This is a genomic window from Thiorhodovibrio frisius (assembly GCF_033954835.1).
In the GTDB taxonomy this organism is placed as follows: domain Bacteria; phylum Pseudomonadota; class Gammaproteobacteria; order Chromatiales; family Chromatiaceae; genus Thiorhodovibrio; species Thiorhodovibrio frisius.
Window position 1 is genome coordinate 2,222,167 of sequence record NZ_CP121471.1, and the last position, 17,561, is coordinate 2,239,727.

The 17,561-nt window shown below is 60.2% G+C and carries 15 protein-coding genes and 5 tRNA genes; 4 read left to right on the forward strand and 16 right to left on the reverse strand.

Features of this window, described 5'->3' with window-relative positions:
• Positions 1-5 precede the first annotated feature (5 nt).
• Entirely contained in the window at positions 6-3,137 is a 3,132-nt protein-coding gene (locus Thiofri_RS10415; protein ID WP_009151338.1) for an efflux RND transporter permease subunit, read from the forward strand.
• Positions 3,138-3,205: 68 nt separating this feature from the next.
• On the opposite strand, the gene Thiofri_RS10420 is transcribed toward Thiofri_RS10415, so the two are convergent.
• From Thiofri_RS10420 to Thiofri_RS10445, 6 genes are all read right to left on the reverse strand, one after another.
• A tRNA-Lys gene (locus Thiofri_RS10420) sits at positions 3,206-3,281 on the reverse strand.
• Between the two features lie 75 nt (positions 3,282-3,356).
• Positions 3,357-3,432 (reverse strand) — tRNA-His (locus Thiofri_RS10425).
• 37 nt (positions 3,433-3,469) lie between these two features.
• Positions 3,470-3,546, reverse strand: a tRNA-Arg gene (locus Thiofri_RS10430).
• Between the two features lie 125 nt (positions 3,547-3,671).
• Positions 3,672-3,748, reverse strand: a tRNA-Pro gene (locus Thiofri_RS10435).
• 204 nt (positions 3,749-3,952) lie between these two features.
• Entirely contained in the window at positions 3,953-4,366 is a 414-nt protein-coding gene (locus tag Thiofri_RS10440) for a DUF6858 family protein (protein ID WP_009151339.1), read from the reverse strand.
• Positions 4,367-4,418: 52 nt separating this feature from the next.
• Positions 4,419-5,444, reverse strand: a complete 1,026-nt coding sequence (locus Thiofri_RS10445; protein WP_009151340.1) for an SLAC1 anion channel family protein — start codon at positions 5,442-5,444, stop codon at positions 4,419-4,421.
• Positions 5,445-5,885: 441 nt separating this feature from the next.
• Between Thiofri_RS10445 and Thiofri_RS10450 the strand changes: the two genes are divergently transcribed.
• Together Thiofri_RS10450 and Thiofri_RS10455 are read left to right on the forward strand one after the other, a co-directional pair.
• Positions 5,886-6,905: a hypothetical protein gene (locus Thiofri_RS10450; RefSeq protein WP_009151342.1), complete on the forward strand. Its 1,020-nt coding sequence runs from the start codon at positions 5,886-5,888 to the stop codon at positions 6,903-6,905.
• 20 nt (positions 6,906-6,925) lie between these two features.
• Positions 6,926-7,675, forward strand: a complete 750-nt coding sequence (locus Thiofri_RS10455) for a hypothetical protein (RefSeq protein ID WP_009151343.1) — start codon at positions 6,926-6,928, stop codon at positions 7,673-7,675.
• Positions 7,676-7,748: 73 nt separating this feature from the next.
• Here the strand turns inward: Thiofri_RS10455 and Thiofri_RS10460 are convergent, their stop codons facing one another.
• The 8 genes from Thiofri_RS10460 to thrS all read right to left on the reverse strand — a co-directional run bounded on the left by Thiofri_RS10460 (position 7,749) and on the right by thrS (position 15,676).
• Positions 7,749-8,132, reverse strand: coding sequence for a MerR family transcriptional regulator (locus Thiofri_RS10460; RefSeq protein WP_009151344.1), 384 nt, complete (start codon positions 8,130-8,132; stop codon positions 7,749-7,751).
• The gene (gene ihfA / locus Thiofri_RS10465; protein WP_009151345.1) at positions 8,116-8,412 is read right to left on the reverse strand and encodes an integration host factor subunit alpha; all 297 of its coding nucleotides are present in this window, start codon (positions 8,410-8,412) and stop codon (positions 8,116-8,118) included. The genes Thiofri_RS10460 and ihfA overlap by 17 nt, the downstream gene beginning before the upstream one ends.
• A 4-nt stretch (positions 8,413-8,416) precedes the next feature.
• Positions 8,417-10,798, reverse strand: a complete 2,382-nt coding sequence (gene pheT / locus Thiofri_RS10470; protein ID WP_009151346.1) for a phenylalanine--tRNA ligase subunit beta — start codon at positions 10,796-10,798, stop codon at positions 8,417-8,419.
• A 62-nt stretch (positions 10,799-10,860) separates the two neighbouring features.
• Positions 10,861-11,850: a phenylalanine--tRNA ligase subunit alpha gene (pheS, locus tag Thiofri_RS10475; RefSeq protein ID WP_040858451.1), complete on the reverse strand. Its 990-nt coding sequence runs from the start codon at positions 11,848-11,850 to the stop codon at positions 10,861-10,863.
• A 209-nt stretch (positions 11,851-12,059) separates the two neighbouring features.
• On the reverse strand, positions 12,060-12,419 hold the full coding sequence (gene rplT / locus Thiofri_RS10480; protein WP_009151348.1) for a 50S ribosomal protein L20: 360 nt from the start codon (positions 12,417-12,419) through the stop codon (positions 12,060-12,062).
• A 94-nt stretch (positions 12,420-12,513) separates the two neighbouring features.
• Complete coding sequence (gene rpmI, locus Thiofri_RS10485; protein ID WP_009151349.1) at positions 12,514-12,711, reverse strand: 50S ribosomal protein L35; 198 nt, start codon at positions 12,709-12,711, stop codon at positions 12,514-12,516.
• A gap of 287 nt (positions 12,712-12,998) precedes the next feature.
• The gene (gene infC / locus Thiofri_RS10490) at positions 12,999-13,517 is read right to left on the reverse strand and encodes a translation initiation factor IF-3 (RefSeq protein ID WP_040858453.1); all 519 of its coding nucleotides are present in this window, start codon (positions 13,515-13,517) and stop codon (positions 12,999-13,001) included.
• A gap of 245 nt (positions 13,518-13,762) precedes the next feature.
• On the reverse strand, positions 13,763-15,676 hold the full coding sequence (thrS, locus tag Thiofri_RS10495; protein ID WP_009151351.1) for a threonine--tRNA ligase: 1,914 nt from the start codon (positions 15,674-15,676) through the stop codon (positions 13,763-13,765).
• A gap of 84 nt (positions 15,677-15,760) precedes the next feature.
• On the opposite strand from thrS, the gene Thiofri_RS10500 reads away from it, so the two are divergent.
• Positions 15,761-15,919, forward strand: a complete 159-nt coding sequence (locus Thiofri_RS10500; RefSeq protein ID WP_190275876.1) for a hypothetical protein — start codon at positions 15,761-15,763, stop codon at positions 15,917-15,919.
• Positions 15,920-15,927: 8 nt separating this feature from the next.
• Here the strand turns inward: Thiofri_RS10500 and Thiofri_RS10505 are convergent.
• A tRNA-Val gene (locus Thiofri_RS10505) sits at positions 15,928-16,004 on the reverse strand.
• Positions 16,005-16,311: 307 nt separating this feature from the next.
• Positions 16,312-17,559 (reverse strand): Lcl C-terminal domain-containing protein, encoded by a 1,248-nt coding sequence (locus Thiofri_RS10510; protein ID WP_009151352.1) that lies wholly within the window; start codon positions 17,557-17,559, stop codon positions 16,312-16,314.
• Positions 17,560-17,561 lie beyond the last annotated feature (2 nt).

The following is a 17,561-nucleotide window of genomic DNA, read 5'->3' on the forward strand; positions in this document are numbered from 1 at the left end:
AGCACATGGGTTCCCTGATCGATCTCGCCTTTGCGCGCAGCCGCACGGTGCTTCTCACCTTTGCCTTTCTTCTCCTCGCCGGGGCGAGCGCCTACCAGAGCATCCCCAAGGAGGCCGAGCCCGATGTCACTGTCCCCATCATTTTCGTGTCCATGTCACACGAGGGTATCGCCCCCGAGGATGCCGAGCGCCTGCTGGTGCGCCCGATGGAGAAAGAGTTGCAGAGCATCGAGGGCATCAAGGAAATGACCGCCACCGCCGGCGAGGGCTTCGCGACGGTGCAGCTTGAGTTTCTGGCCGGATTCGACAGCAGCAAGGCGCTTGCGGATGTGCGCGAGCGTGTCGACCTTGCCAAGGTCGAACTGCCGGATTCCACCGAGGAGCCCTCGGTGGATGAAATCAATGTCGCGCTCATTCCGGTGCTCACCATCGCCCTTTCCGGGACCCTGCCAGAGCGTGGGTTGGTGCGCATTGCGCGGGATTTGAAAGACCGCATCGAAGCCTTGAGCGGGGTGCTGGAGGTCGACATTGGCGGTGATCGCGAGGCGCTGATGGAGATTCTCGTCGATCCCGCGGTGATGCACAGCTACGATGTCAGCTATGGCGAGTTGTTTGAATTAATTTCCAGCAACAATCGCCTGGTCGCGGCCGGAGCGGTAGAGACAGGCGCTGGTCGGCTGGTGCTCAAGGTGCCCGGCGTGATTGAAGACGTGAGCGATGTGCTGGCGATGCCGGTCAAGGTCGCAGACGGGCAGGTGGTCACCTTCGGCGACGTGGCGGAGATTCGACGCGGCTTCAAGGATCCGCAGGGCTTTGCCCGCGTCGGCGGACAGTCGGCGGTTACCCTGGAGGTCAAAAAGCGCGTCGGTGCCAACATTATCGACACCGTTGCGGCAGTGCGCGCGATTGTCGCCGAAGAGCAAGCGCACTGGCCCGAGGCGCTCCAGGTCGCTTTTATGCAGGATAAGTCTGATCGCATCCGCGAGATGCTGGGTGACCTCCAGAATAATGTGCTCTCGGCCATTGTGCTGGTGATGATCGTCATTATTGCCGCGCTGGGACCGCGCTCGGCACTGCTGGTCGGCCTCGCCATTCCCGGGTCTTTTCTGGCGACCATGCTGGTGCTGGAGTCCATGGGCTATACCCTCAATATCGTCGTGCTCTTTAGTCTCATCCTGGTGGTCGGCATGTTGGTGGACGGAGCCATTGTGGTTACCGAGCTGGCTGATCGGCGATTGCGGCAGGGGCAGGCGTCACGCGCGGCCTATGCCGGAGCGGCGAAACGCATGGCCTGGCCAGTGGCCGCATCCACCCTGACAACCCTGGCGGTGTTCTTTCCGCTGCTATTCTGGCCGGGGATGGTCGGCGAGTTCATGAAATACCTGCCGATCACGGTGCTGATCGCGCTCACTGCCTCGCTGGCGATGGCGCTGATTTTCCTGCCCGTGCTGGGCTGGACCCTGGGTGGGCGAAAGGGGCAACAGGCGCAAGACGTCGAGAGTTCCGAACTGGCACCAACTCCGGCGCGCAATCCCGACAGCCTGGCTCTGCGTGCTTACCTGGGGCTGCTGGAAAGGCTGTTGCACCATCCGGGCAAGACGCTTGGCATCGCCGTACTGGTGCTGATCGCTTCCTACGCCGCCTATGCGCAATTCGGCAAGGGCGTGGAGTTCTTTCCCAGCGTCGAGCCCGACCTTGCACTGGTGCAGGTGCATGCGCGCGGAGACCTGTCGATTCATGAAATCGACCAGATTCTGCGAGAGGTGGAAAGCCGCATACTAGACATGCCGGAACTGGCCGCCATTTACTCCCGCTCCTACCACGGCGACGGTCAGAATCAGGGAGCCGAGGACGTGATCGGCACCATTCAGCTTGAGTTCATCGAGTGGTTCCAGCGCCGCCCAGCCGACGCCATCTTGCAGGAGATTCGCTCCCGCACCGCAGACATTCCGGGCATTCTGGTCGAAACCCGCGAGGCCGAGGGTGGCCCGTCTGAAGGCAAGCCGATCAAGATCGAACTGAGCGCGCGCGAGACCAAGCGGATCGGCCCGGTGGCGGAGCAGGTAAGAGCGCTGATCGACCAGCTCGGCGGCTTTGCCGATGTAGAGGACAATCGCCCACTGCCGGGGATCGAGTGGCGGCTCAAGGTTGATCGCGAACGCGCCGCGCGCGATGGCGCCAATATCGCGCTACTCGGCAATGCCGTGCAAATGCTTACCCAGGGAATTTTGCTATCCGAATACCGGCCCGATGACAGCGATGACGAGGTCGACATCCGCGTGCGCTTTCCCCATCACGACCGGCATCTTGATCAGCTCGACACCCTGACAGTCCCGACCGCCGGCGGCATGGTGCCCATCAGCAACTTTGTTACCCTGAGCCCCTCACCCAAGGTTGGCACCCTGCATCGGGTTGACGCTCGGCGGGCTGTCACCATTCAGGCCGATGTCGCCCCTGGTCAGATGGTCGATCATCAATTTCAGCGTCTACGCGAGGCGCTGGCGGCCGCAGACATACCGCCGGAGGTGGAAATTCGCTTCAAGGGAGAAGACGCCGATCAGCGCGAAGCGGCGGACTTCCTCACCAGCGCATTTATCAGTGCGATTTTTCTCATGGGGCTGATTTTGGTCACCCAATTCAATAGCCTGTACCAGGCGCTGCTGGTGCTTTCAGCCATTGTATTTTCCACGGCAGGCGTGCTGCTCGGGTTGCTGGTGACTGCCCGCCCATTCGGCATCGTGATGGTCGGCCTGGGCGTGATCGCGCTGGCCGGTATTGTGGTGAACAATAACATCGTGCTGATCGACACCTACAACCGCCTGCGCAGCGAGCAGCCCGACCCCATACTCGCGGCCTTGGAGACCTGCCGCCGTCGCCTGCGCCCGGTTTTTTTGACCGCATTTACCACCGTGCTCGGCTTAATGCCCATGGTGTTGGCAATGAACATCGACCTGATTGGCCGTAGCATTCGCTTTGGCGCTCCTTCCACCCAATGGTGGACGCAACTGGCCAGCGCTATTGTTGGCGGTCTGAGCGTCGCGACCCTGCTGACACTGATCCTGACGCCCTGCCTGCTGGTGCTCGGCGACCGTGCGGCCCAAGCCATTGGAGAGCGATGGTCGCGCGCGGCGGAGTAGGGGAGAAGCGGGAAGACACAAAAAAGGGCGCCTAGACGCGCCCCTTGCGAGTGTAACCAGTTGTTTTTTGGTGGGCCGTGAAGGATTCGAACCTTCGACCAAGGGATTAAGAGTCCCCTGCTCTACCAGCTGAGCTAACGGCCCGAACGGGATTGATCGAAACGGGATTGATCGAAACTGGGTTGATGGAAACTGGGTTGATGGATGAGTGGCTTTTGATGGGGTGGACGATGGGAATCGAACCCACGACCACAGGAGTCACAATCCTGCGCTCTACCAACTGAGCTACGTCCACCATTGTTACAGTGACTGTGTTGAAACAATCTTCGTATTGGCACGCCCGGCAGGACTCGAACCTGCGACCCACGGCTTAGAAGGCCGTTGCTCTATCCAGCTGAGCTACGGGCGCCTGCTGAGCTAGAGCTCTTGCTACAGTGCTGGCTGAACTGACGACGCCAGCCGAAAATGCAACAGCTGAGAAGTACCCAAAGGGGCTTGAGAAATACCCAGGGGGTTTCATCAGCCCAGCGAAAATGGTCGGGGTAGAGGGATTCGAACCCCCGACATCCTGCTCCCAAAGCAGGCGCGCTACCAGACTGCGCTATACCCCGGCGAATTTGCCCAACGGCTTTCGCCAACGGCTTTCGATAGAGGCGAAAGCTAAGCGCGCAATGGTACCCGTGGGTTGGTCATGGCGTCAATAGCTTGAGCTGTTTTGTCGTGCATCCGCTCGCTTGGGTGCGGACTGCCTGCTGGTGTGATCATGCCCAGGCAGGCGGTGATTTGCCGGTGTTTGCTTGGGCCGTTGCGGTTGCTCAGCTCGCGCTGCTCGGGTTGGAGGAGTCCGCTAGGGCACGCACCCATGCCTCCATGGCGTTGTTAGCCAGCGGCATGGGAGCCTCGAGGAAACTAACGACGAACTCATCGCCCTGTTCGACCACGCCAATGGAGCGCGGTCGCACGGCCATCACATAGGGATTGGGTAAATGGGTGCCAAAGCAAAAAACGATGTGCTTGGCCGCTGTGATGTCCTCGGCAATTTCACCGCCCTGCATGTCGCTGGTGTGCTGGTAGTGATCAAAGAACGAAATAAAACGCGCCTTTGGGTGTTCGTCAACGCAAGTCTTGAGGTAGTCAATGATCTCGTCGACGCTTTGGAAGCGTGTTTCGCTCTTTTTTGTCTCAAGGGTGTAGACGGGGTACTTTTCCTGCAGCAGGGTTTGTTTCATTAGGAAGTCTCCAATCGGGTGGGTTTGTTGGGAAGGGGCGGATGACAATTGCCTAATGTCCGGGAAGACAAATGCTATGCTGGCCAATGGCAATAATGGTTCTAATGATCAGAAAACAGACCAGGGTTGTAACCACTATTAATAGGCCTGCGCCGAGATAACCATAGGCCAGCTTGCTGCTCATCTCATAGAAGAGCAAGCTGGCGATGCAAATGGCCGCCAAGGGAAATGAGTAGGCCCACCACGACAGAAAGAATCCAAGTTTCGCGAAGTGACGCACCTGGGTGAACAATAACAGGGTCAAGAAGAGCCCGCTGAAATACAAGAGCCGCGCGATGGTGTCGATGTCTGCAATTAGCCTGGTGTAGGCAATGAAGCCAACGGCTGGCGGTGCGATGAGGATGAACAGCGTCGGCATGAGACGGTCGTCGATCGGGTTGTGAAACATGATGCGATAGAACGCAATGGTCATCAGCATGCCCCAGAACACCATGCCAGTGCTGAAAAAGAACCATGAGATATCGCTGTATCCCAGCGGGACCCCGGCGACCGGGATTAACACATTGCCGACTGCCGGAATGAACCAGGCGGGATTCATGTGATGCACCTCGAAGTGCTCATGGTGCATCCATACGCTCACAACGTAGAGCGTGAAGACCAAATGCAGCGCAGTGCCCGCCATCCACAACGGGCGGCTGATGGCGGGATTAATGGCCAGAAAAGCAATGGCCAGCAGGAGCAGGCTGATTGAGATAGTCGGGAAGAAATTGAGCTTCACCGGGTGACGCAGTTCAGCGATTACCGCCTGGCGATGGAAGATGAGCTTGGCTGCATAAAAGAGACCAATCACCACAAAGATGGTTGAACTGAAGCCAACCGTCCAGGGATTGATTCCGAGATCCCGCTCAAAGACGTGCTGGGCCTTTTCCCAGGCAATGGTCAGCCCGGTCAAGCCCATTACAATGGAAAAGAATGAAATCGGCATGAAGGACAGGCGGTCAGATGCCTGGTGATCCCCGGTGTTTTCTGCTGTTTGTGTTGGTGCCGGCGCCGATGATGAAACTGAGATGGAGGTCATGCTAAAGGCTCCATGGTAGATCCAAAATAACTGATCGCGATTCTAGGGATTAGCCTTGGGTTTGCAATGAAGATTCGCAATCCTCAGTTACTCGGCAGATGGTGCAGAGCGGTCGCTGAGATCGTTGCGTGCCAGCAAGGGGAGCTGGCTACGACCATGGCGGGGGACTGCTGGTTGAGCCTGAAACTGCCGTGTTGCAAGTACCTCGGCTTGTGCCAGCACAGACCGGAGTCACAGATCCTCGAGGAGCTTGTGTCCGTTGGCGATCTGAGTGTTATCTACAAATCCCAGTGGCAGCTCGCCAACCCGCACCAATTGGCGTTTGGTGCTGACCAATAGGGGAATTGGGCTGTATTGTGCTAGCATTCGCGGCTGGTATGGGTAGAGGTTGGCATTAATATGGCTGTTTGTTTGGTTTGTTTTTTCTCAACGCAGAGGCTCATGCCGGGGCGTGGCAATGCGCGCATCGCAGCAGATGCTGTGCGCGGGTGTCGGCGAGGCCCGGCTGCGCTGCCGGCCTTGCTACTGATCGGCCTGGTACTCTTTGGCAGCGGCTGCGCAACCACCCCAACCGGGCCTGGTGGCTTTGGCGGGGTCAGCGGGCTGCCCAGCACCCTGCTGGGGGGGGCCAGCATTGACGAGGCCCGCTCGGTTGCCATGGCCGCGGCGCTCAGCAAGGGCTGGGATCTGGTTCCGGCGGATGGTCCGGCGGATGGATCTGACACTGAGCAACAAAGGTTGATTCTTGAGCGCAGCATTTCCCCTGCGTCACCGCAGGCGGTCGCGCTTGGCACGCTGCCTGGCGGGCCGGCGCCCAAGGTGCAGGTGGAGGCCGATTTGGTTGAGCGCGAGACTGGCACCGAGGTTGGCCTGCGCGCCTTTATGGTGGTAAACCCCGGCAGCGAGAGCGAGAAGCGCATTGAATATACCGATGACTTCGAGCAGGATCTGGCCGTTTCCTTAAGCGCCCTGCAAAGCGCCTGGCTGGCCACTGAGCACCGTCTTGCCTCGCCTGCGCCGGTGCCAGAAGCGCCGGCAGCGCCCGCCCCGGATGACATCACCAGCCCTAGCGCGGCTGCTGCCATTGCGGCCTCTTCGGCTCCGGTCGAAACCACCGCCCAGGTCGCTGCGGATGTTGTTCCTTCAGAGGCGCCAGCGTCGGACCCGGGTCCGGTCCGGTCGGTTGCGGGGGGAACCAGCGCTGCGATGGCGCCCTCGGCACGCATCGGCGCTGACACCCAAAGCAGTGCATCAAACCCGATGCTGGTGCTCAATACCGGTGCCGGCACCTGGTCTTACTATGCCGAGCGGTTTGCCGAACAGCGCGGCTGCGAGCTGAGCGACAATGGCGCTGCCTTGTTGCGAAAAACCGCCTCTTTCGAGCTGCATGAAGTTGGCTGCCGCAATGGCGGCAATTTGCTGGTCAAATGCCAGGACGGCATTTGCCAGGCGATGCGGTAGTTGCTTCGCGATTCACCGGCATGGCGTCCGCGTTCCCGTTTCTGCTGAGCCTATTGCTGCTGAGCCTGTTGCCCATGCTGACAGGCCCCGGCGCCCTTGCGGAATCCTCTAATCGCGCATACGAGGTTCCAAGCGTCTATCTTGATCAGGCCAATATTCCGCGCGCCAAGGCGCTGGCGCTGGATGCTGCGCTGATGAAGGGGTGGCAGGTGGCGGTGAGTGCGCCTGACTATTCGATATTCGAGACCACGATTCGCGAAGAGAAAAACACGGCGGATGGCGACAGCGCGACCATCCCGGTGCTGCTGCGCATCCGTGCCGGTTTTGCGCGCGACGCCGGCGGGGTGCGCGTCTCCTTGACCGCAACGGAGATCCGTTTGCGAGGGACTGGAGCAGAGAGTCAGCGCGATGTCACCGACGACTATGGTGCCAATTTGCACAATGCCCTGGCTTCACTGCGTCGCCAGTGGGAAGATTTAGCTCTGGGGGGGCGTCGCAGTCGTGAAACCGAATCGCGTTCGCAACCCACCCACGCTGTTGTGCGCGCGCCCGCCCGTGATCAGCCGCCGCCTGCGCGTGGTCAATGGTCTTACGAGGCAGAACAACTCGCCCGCCGGCATGGCTGTCAGGTGGATGATCGCGGGGCGATACTGCTCGGTGGTCGCGCCGACAGCCAGAGCGGCGGGCATGAAGTTTATCGCGTGAGTTGCAATAATCGCTCGGCACTCATGGCGCGTTGCGACAGCGAGGGCTGTCGCATGGGGCCATAATCGGGATTGGCTGAAGAGTTCGCGGCAGCCCGCAGCTAGCCGGATTGGGACGGGTACCAGCCTTGGGACGGGGTCAGCCTTGGCTTGTGCGGCGTTTGAGCGTTAGCAAGACTTCCTCAAGCTCAAGGCGCACTTGATGGATAATTTGCGAGCTGTGAGACACGTCCTGTTTGGCCGTGTCGCTTGAGAGCTGCTGGCGGGCACCGCCGATGGTAAAGCCATGATCGTAGAGCAGGCTGCGAATCTGGCGCACCATCAGCACGTCGTGGCGCTGATAGTAGCGCCTGTTGCCGCGGCGCTTAACCGGTTTAAGCTGGGGGAATTCTTGCTCCCAGTAGCGCAGGACGTGGGGTTTGACGTCGCAGAGTTCGCTCACTTCGCCAATGGTGAAGTAGCGCTTGCCGGGAATCGGCGGTAACTCTTCCTTACTGTCCTTACTGCTATTCAGTTCCGACATAGGCTTCGACCCGTGACTTGAGTTTTTGTCCGGGGCGGAAGGTGACCACGCGCCTGGCGGTGATGGGAATCTCCTCGCCCGTTTTGGGGTTGCGACCCGGGCGTTCCTTTTTTTCGCGCAGGTCAAAGTTGCCGAAACCGGATAACTTTACCTGCTCTCCGCGCTCAAGGGCGCTGCGGATTTCCTCGAAAAACATCTCCACGACATCCTTGGCCTCGCGCTTGTTGAGACCAAGTTCTTCGTAAAGGTAATCCGCCATGTCGGCCTTGGTGAGTGCCACTGAGTTAACTCCTTAATCTGGCGCCCAGATCTTGTTTTAGCCGGTTTAGCACGCGCGTGACTGTCGTCTCCACGTCCTGATCTGTAAGTGTCTGAGAAGATGCTTGTAAAATCAATCCCAAAGCGACGCTTTTTCGCTCTGAATCAATTTTTTCGCCGGCATAGACATCAAACACCAGTGCCTCGCGCAGCCAGTCGCCGCCAGCGGCGCGGGCTGCGGCCTCGATTGCGGCACATGGAGTGGAGCGATCAACCAGCAGCGCGAGATCACGGCGGATGGACGGAAATTTGGACAGGGGCGAGAAGTTTGGCACGGCGCCATCAGCCAAGCCTGCAAGCCGCAGTTCAAACAGGTAGGTGGCATCAGGCAAGTCAAGCGCTTTGGCGACGCCCGGATGTAGCATGCCGATCCAGCCGAGCTCGGCACCGGCGCGCTCAATACGCGCACATTGTCCAGGATGCAGGGCCGGATGCGCGCCTGTCACCAGGCTGAACTCCGGCGCCCGGCCGGTCAGTGCCAGCAGGCTGTGCAGGTCGTTTTTCATGTGGTGAAAATCGACCGGCTGTGCGGCCATGCCCCATTGTTCTGGCATTACATCGCCGATGCCCAGGGCGGCGAGCATGGGTTCCTGTAGCAGTCCCTGCTCGCCTTCGACACGAAAGCGCAGGCCAGTCTCAAACAGGCGCACCCGGTTCTGTTGGCGCGCCAGGTTTTGCTGCGCGGTTTGCAACAGTCCGGGCCACAGGCTGGTGCGCATCACCGACAGTTCGGCTGAGATAGGGTTGCTGAGCGCTAGTGCTTGCGTCTCGGGGTCGATCAGCGCCTGCTGGGCGGGGCTGATAAAGCTGTAGGTAACCGCTTCGAAGTAGCCGTTGCCGACGAGTCGCGCCCGTGCCTGGTCGAGGTCGAAATCCGCCTCGCGCGGGGCGCTCATGCGGGTGGCGGACTGGGACTGGCTGCGGGGGATGCGATCATACCCGTAGATGCGCCCAAGCTCGGCGATCAGGTCCGCTTCGCGGCGCAGGTCGAAGCGATGGCCCGGAACCTGCACCTGCCAGCCATCGGCTGCGGGTGCAAGCTGCAAGCCGAGCCGGGTCAGAATGTCTTCGACCTCGGTGGTCTGGAGTTCGATGCCGAGCAGACGGGGGATGCGATCAGGGCGCAGGCTGATAGAGGGGCGCTGTGGCAGTTCGGATTCGCTCCGCGCGGCCACCACCGGGCCGGGTGTGCCGCCGGCAATATCAAGCAAGAGGCTGGTGGCGCGTTCGATGGCGCGGACCTGCAATTCGGGATCGACGCCGCGCTCGAAACGGTGCGAGGCATCTGTGTGAAGCCCATAGCGGCGAGCGCGCCCGGCGACAGCTTGGGGCGTGAAAAAGGCACTTTCAAACAGGATGTGCCGGGTGCTCTCCGAGACCGCTGTGGAGGCGCCGCCCATCACGCCGGCAAGGGCAATGGCGCCGCTGTCATCAGCGATGACCAGGGTATCCGGTTGGAGTTTGATCTGTTCGTCATTCAGCAGAGTCAGGGGTTCGCCGTCGCGCGCGAGGCGCACCTGAACCGCCCCGGTCAGGCGCTCGGCATCGAAGGCGTGCAGCGGCTGGCCGAGTTCGAGCAGCACATAGTTGGTGACATCCACCACCGGGCTGATGGGGCGCAGACCGCAGCGGCGCAGGCGCTCCTGCATCCACAGTGGGGTCTGGGCCTTGGAGTCGATGTCGCGCACCAGGCGACAGACATAGTGCGGGCAGGCGTCGGTGGCACTGATCTCAAGCGGCCAGCGCTCGTCGCTGGCCGGCGCGACCGGGTCAAATGTAGGACCTGAGAGCGGCAGGCGGTTGATGACGCCGACCTCACGCGCCACGCCGGCCAGGCTCAGGCAGTCGCCGCGGTCGGGCGTTAGATCCAGCTCGATGGAATGATCATCCAAGCCCATCCAGGCACGGAAGTCGTCGCCCACCGGGGCATGCTCCGGCAGCACCAGGATGCCCTCGGAAGATTCCGCCAGGCCGAGTTCGGAAGCCGAGCAGATCATGCCGAAGGATTCGACTCCGCGCAGTTTGGCTTTTTTGATTTTGAAATCGCCCGGCAGGCGGGCGCCAATCACCGCGACAGGCACCTGCTGCCCGGCGGCGACATTGGCCGCGCCACAGATGATTTGTAGCGGGGCGCCCTGACCGGCATCTACCTGGCACAGGCGCAGTTTGGCGGCGTCCGGATGCGGGTCGACGCTGAGCACCCGGCCGATGACCACACCGGTAAATTCACCCGCTACGGGCGCAAGCGCATCGACCTCAAGTCCGGCCATGCTGAGTTGATCAGTCAGCGTTTGGGTATCGATGGGTGGGTCGACCCATTCGCGCAGCCAGGCTTCGCTCAGTCGCATGGTGTTTGTCTTGTGTTAAGAATTGAGTGGGTGGCTGGTGGGAGCTGAATCATTGGGGTCGCTCAACGAAACTGCGCCAGAAAGCGCAGATCGTTCTCGAAGAACAGCCGCAAATCGTCTACGCCATAACGCAGCATGGCTAGGCGCTCTACCCCCATGCCAAAGGCATAGCCCTGGAAGCGCTCGGTATCGATGCCAACATGGCGGAACACCTCCGGGTGGATCATGCCGCAGCCCAAGACTTCAAGCCAGCCGCTCTGCTTGCAGATACGACAACCACTGCCGCCACACTTGACGCACTGGACGTCCACTTCAGCCGAGGGCTCGGTGAAGGGGAAATAGGACGGGCGAAAGCGCAGGGAGAGGTCATCCTGCTCGAAAAACTGGCGCAAAAAGTCATAGAGCAGGCCTTTGAGATCAGCGAAAGTGGCTCGATCATCGACCAGAAAGCCCTCGACCTGATGGAACATGGGCGTGTGGGTTAAATCGCTGTCGCAGCGGTACACCCGCCCAGGCGCGATGATACGCAGCGGCGGCTCACAGCTCTCCATCACGCGAATCTGCACCGGCGAGGTATGGGTGCGGAGCAGGCGCCCATCAGGAAAGTAAAAAGTATCGTGCATGGCCCGGGCCGGATGCTCGGGCGGAATGTTGAGCGCCTCGAAGTTATGGTAGTCATCCTCGACTTCCGGCCCCTCTGCCACCTCGAACCCAGCGCTGGCGAACAAGCGCTCAATGCGATTCATGGTGCGGGTGACCGGATGCAGACCACCGGGATGCTGGCCGCGGCCGGGCAGGGTGACATCAATGCGCTCGCCGGCCAGTCGCGCTTCGAGCGCCTTGGTTTCGAGTCGCGCGCGCTCTTGGTCGAGCTGCTGCTGGGCGGCGCTTTTGGCCTGGTTGATCGCCTGCCCGGCACTGGGACGGGACTCCGCCGGCAGGCGGCCAAGCTGTTTAAGCAGCGCGGTGAGATGGCCGTTCTTGCCGAGATAGCGCACCCGCACCTCATCAAGTGCGGCGAGGCTGTCGGCTGTGGTGGCTTCAGTGCGCAGGCGCTCGCCAAGATCGGCAAGTTGCTGGCCGAGCTCAGTGGCATCGCTGATCGCGTTCAAACCCGTCCCCTGTGTTGGAAGGCTAGTGCGGAAGATGGAGCGGATAGGGGGTGCTCAACCGAGTCAGGGAAAGGATTCGAGACCTTTCCCTGACCCTTGTGGTTGCAACCCTTGTGACTGGGTTTCTTGTTGCAGGGGCGCTTGACGCCTCAGGCGACGAGCGCACCCTTGGCCTGTTCGGCCAGTGCGGCGAAGGCGATCTCGTCATGATAGGCGATGTCGGCTAGCACCTTGCGGTCGATCTCAACGCCGGCCTTGTTCAGGCCATCCATCATGCGGCTGTAGGACAGGCCGTTCATGCGCGCGGCGGCATTGATACGGGCAATCCAAAGCGTGCGGAATTGGCGCTTCTTCTGTCGGCGGTCGCGATAGGCGTACTGGCCCGCCTTGATGACTGCCTGTTTGGCGACCCGAAAGACCTTGCGTCGGGCACCGTAATAACCCTTGGCTTCGTCTAAGATTTTCTTGTGTTTGGCGTGTGCGGTAACGCCGCGTTTGACTCTAGGCATGGCCTCTCTCCGGAAATAACGTCAGTGGTTGCGGGATGCGATGGCTGGCTGGCCTGAAGACGTGCCACAGGGGTTGTCTTCAAATCGACCCGTCTTAGCAGTAAGGCATCATCCGTCGCGCGGCGCGCTGATCGGCCTTGTGCAGACGATGTGACCCGCGGAGCTGACGCTTTCTCTTGGTGGCCTTCTTGGTCAGAATGTGGCGCCGATGGGAAGCGTTGCGTTTAAATCCGCCGCCAGCGGTGCGGGCAAAGCGTTTGGCCGCACCGCGATTGGTTTTGATTTTGGGCATTTTTATCTCCTTAGTCTTAATCCATGCGGTGAGTTTGTTTGGGAGTTCGCTCCCAATCAAGACATTTGCATGGGTGGTTTATTGGCGGCAAAACGCGCGGAAGCCCGTTCCCGCGGGCCGCTGTTAGTGGGTATCCGTCGGTCGCTGGAGGTTAGTCTCCGGCAGCATTGTCTTTGCGGAGAATGCTCTGAGGGGTGTTGTCCGGTTTGGGGAACCCATCCCCCGTGCCGGCCCTCTGCCTGCTATTACTGATAAGGTAATAGCTGATGGCGATTGGCATCATGGTGCTACTTTTTCTTAGGCCCCAGAACCATCACCATCTGCCGCCCTTCCATCTGCGGCTGCTGCTCGACCACGCTGAGGTCAGCAAGATCCTTTTCGACCCGTTGCAGTAATTCAAGGCCGAGTTCACGGTGGGCATGCTCGCGTCCGCGAAATCGCATCGTGACCTTGGCTTTATCGCCTTCTTGCAGAAAGCGGATCAGGTTTCTGATCTTGACTTTGTAGTCGCCCTCGTCCGTACCAGGGCGAAATTTCATCTCCTTGACCTGAACTTGCTTTTGCTTTTTCTTGGCTTCGGATTTTTTCTTTTTCTGGTCGAACAGGAAGCGGCCAAAATCCATCAGCCGACAAACCGGCGGTTCGGCATTTGGATCGATTTCGACCAAGTCAAGGGTTTCTTCGGTCGCTCGGGTCATGGCCGTCTGCAGGTCGACGACACCGATCTGGTCTCCATCCGCGCCGATCAGTCGGACTTCCGGGACTGTGATTTCTTCGTTAACGCGGTTACGTTTTGGCGCAGCGATAGTGGAACTCCTCCTCAGAAATTGGCTCAGAAATTGGCTCAGAAATTGGCTCAGAAATTGGCTCAGAAATTGGCTCAGAAATTGGCTCAGAAATTGGCTCGCAAACTGGCTCGCAAATCGGCCCAGCAATTGTTAGGTGTTAGTCGTTCGCAGAAAATTACCTGACCCTTCGGATGCAGCTGTCGATGGCGGATGCGGGTGTAAAGCCAGGCGTGACTGCTCTGTCCGCAGCTAACCGGACGACGTCAGCGCCGTTCGCGAACATCGCCAACGAGCTGTTCGGCAAAAGACTCAACCGACAGGCTGCCGAGATCTTGGCCGTTACGATCCCGCACGGCGAAGCTGGCATTTTCCACCTCGCGATCACCGACGACCAGCAGGTAGGGTATCTTCTGGAGCGTGTGCTCGCGGATTTTAAAGCCGATCTTCTCGTTTCTCAAGTCCGAGATGACGCGGAATCCCTTGTCATGCAAGACTTTCGTGGTCTGGGTGACGGTTTCGGCCTGGCGATCGGTAATATTCATGATCACCGCCTGCACGGGCGCGAGCCAGACGGGCAGGGCGCCAGCGTAATGTTCGATCAGAATGCCGATGAAGCGCTCCATGGAGCCTAAGATGGCACGATGGATCATCACCGGGGTCTGCTTGCTGTTGTCCTCGGCGATGTAATGGGCGTCGAGCCGCCCAGGCATGGAGAAATCCACCTGAATGGTGCCGCACTGCCAAGTGCGCCCGATGCTGTCGCGCAGGGTGAACTCAATCTTGGGTCCATAAAAGGCGCCTTCGCCAGGCTGTACGCGGAACTCAAGCCCCTTGTCGCGCAGAGACTGATCCAGCGCCGCCTCGCCCTTGTCCCATAACTCATCGGAGCCCACGCGCTTTTCAGGGCGCAGTGAGAGCGCCAGATCAATCTGCTCGAAGCCGAAGTCCCGATAGGTCTCGAACACCATGTCGATCAGGGTCGCGACCTCGGCCTGGAGCTGGTCCTCGGTGCAAAAGACATGGGCGTCGTCTTGCGTAAAGCGGCGCGCGCGCATCAGCCCGTGCAGGGTGCCCGAGGGCTCGCTGCGATGCACCACGCCGAACTCGGCCAGTTTCAGCGGCAGGTCACGATAGCTGCGCAGGCCTTGATTATAGAGCTGAATATGGCCGGGGCAGTTCATCGGCTTGATGGCATAGTCGCGCTCATCAAGCTGGGTGGTGAACATGTCGTCGGCAAACTTCTCCCAGTGTCCGGAGCGCTCCCATAGAGATCGATCCAGCACCTGAGGTGTTTCGACTTCTTCGTAGCCGTATTCGTCGAGCTTCTCGCGCATGTACTGCTCGACCAGCCGATAGACCGTCCGGCCCTTGTGGTGCCAGAAAGCCATGCCCGGAGCTTCGTCCTGAAAGTGGAACAGATCAAGCTGGCGCCCGAGCTTGCGATGATCGCGCTTCTCGGCTTCCTCCAGGCGGTGCAGATAGCCCTTCAGCTCCTTCTTATCGCGCCAGGCGGTGCCATAGATGCGCTGCAGCATGGGGTTGCGCGAGTCGCCGCGCCAATAGGCCCCGGCCACCTTGGTCAGCTTGAAGCCATCGCCGAGCTTGCCGGTGCTCGGCAGATGCGGCCCGCGACAGACATCGAACCAGTCGCCCTGGCGATAGATGGAAACTTCCTCGCCTTCAGGGATGATGTCGTTGATGATCTCGACCTTGTAGGTCTCGCCCAGTTCACCGAAGACGCGCTTGGCTTCCTCGCGATCAAGGACTTCGCGCTCGATGGGCAGATCGCGCTTGACGATCTCCTTCATGCGCGCCTCAATGGCGGTCAGATCTTCGGGTGTGAAAGGCTGCTCGCGCGCAAAGTCGTAATAGAAGCCGTTTTCGATAGCTGGGCCGATGGTGACCTGGGTGCCGGGATACAGCTCTTGCACCGCTTGGGCCATCACATGGGCGGCATCGTGGCGCAGCAGTTCGAGGGCGTCCTCGTCACGGCGAGTGATGATGGCGATTGCGGCATCGTCGCTGACCACAAAGCCAAGATCAACCTCGCGGCCATTGACGCGCCCGGCGAGCGCGGCCTTGGCGAGACCCGGGCCGATGTCTTCAGCAATGGCCTGGATGCTGAGCGGCGCGTCAAAGCGGCGCTCGGAGCCATCGGGGAGCCTGATCAGGGGCATGGAAAAATCCTTGGGGTAACAGTGGTGGCCGATACGCGGGGCCACTTGAAAGAAACAGAAGGGGTTTAGCTGAACAGAGCGGGCTTGACGAAACTGAACGGCGAAAGCCAAAATGAAAAAACCGCCAGCCTCTCAATCCGCAAACTGACCGGCGACGACAGCCATGCGGCTGACGGGGCGCTCGGCGGTGCGGAATCAGATGGACTGACGGCGTCTCAAGCAGATAGCCCGACGGCGTTCTGATAAGGAATTGGTAGGCACGAGTGGACTCGAACCACCGACCCCCACCATGTCAAGGTGGTGCTCTAACCAGCTGAGCTACGCGCCTAGCGATAAAGCGGAGCATTATAAGCGCTCGCCGCCGCCAGTCAATACTTTTTGTAAGTTTCGGTTTTAGATACAAAATAAACTGGCACCTGATGTGCTAGTGGCTGGCGTTGGTATTTCCCTCGAGTGCCTTGCCGGGGTCTTCAGACGTTCTCAAAGCGCTGGTGCCCACCTGGTGCACGCCTGGATTCCCGTGAGGCATTGTACTATCCACTCTCTGAGTCGGATGACGATGACAGAGACGCCTTTCGCAAATGGAATGAATACCTGCTCGATATCAACCGCAAGATTGGAGAGGAAAGGGGGCGTCACAGAGACGAAGGCGACACCGAGTGCCTGACATTCCCACCGCGTACCAAGCGGACGTAGTTGTGCACCCGCTGTGCGTCACCTTGTGGGCCGTGTCCGAGGCGTGCGCTGCCCACCTTGGGGTCGCTGCGCTGCGCTCCGGCGCCGTGCACGTCCATTACGCGACCTCTCATGCTGCCGATGGCTCGCCCGAAGGAGACATAGGCAGCGCTGGAGCCGGGCATGGGGCCATCGAGATGGGTGGTGGACGTCCAGTAGAAGGGGTAATCGCGCTGGCCTGCCTCGTTGGTGATAGCGGTACTCTGAAACACCGGGGCGATTGCGGGGCTGTTGGTCGTGTCCGGCGAGCGGCTGTAGTCCACCAGATACTGTAGCTCTTTGGCGTTGGGCAGTCTCCAGTCGTCGTGGCCGGCAAATTCCATATTCTCGGCGTAGGCGAGCGCTTCTTGCCAGGTCATGCCGCGCCCGCTGTCGGCCAGCATCCAGGTCAGGCCGGTGCTTTGGTCGGTGACTGTGCCGTCGCCATTAGCCTTGAGTTTGTTTTCCCCGTAGGGTGCGCCTCGCACATAACGGGCATAGAAGCGCTTCTCGAACCCGTCGCGCCGGTTGGGGTGACGGTAGCCGTAGCCCTTGATTCGCCCATCGGCGAAGTTCACCCCGAAAAGGGTCCGGGCGCCGCCCATGGTGGTGCTGACGTATTCGGTGCTGCTCAGCCACTGGGCGTCGATGTAGCGCTCGCCGGCGGCGACATTGCCGTAGGCGAACTCAAACATGTCGGTATCGATAAAGGGCACCGCGTTTCCGGGCACCCTTTGCATGGGGCGGCTTCGGGCGTCCTGCTGGCGAGGCCCTGTTGGCCGGGGGGGAGGCAAGAAACCGGTGTAGCCACGGAAGTCGATCAACGAATAGAGCTTTTTGATGTTGGGAACGCGCCAGTCGTGGTGCCCGCCAAGAGTCATCTCAGCGGCGACCCGTTTTGCTTCCTCCAGGCTTAGCTTGTGTGGGTCTAGCCCCTTGGACCACATCAGGCCTGTCGTGAGATCAGTCACTGTTCCGTCGCCGTTGTCGCGGTATTTCATCTCTTGCGAATGGTACTGGGCGTCCTGCCCATAGAAGGGCTCACCCGGCGCCGGGCAGGCAATTGGGTGGCTCTGGTCATAGCAGCGGACCTGTCCCGTATCGACCTGGGCAGCGGCGGCGGTGGTGAATACGAGCGCCAGCGCGGGCGCGAAATAGCGCATCGACATGA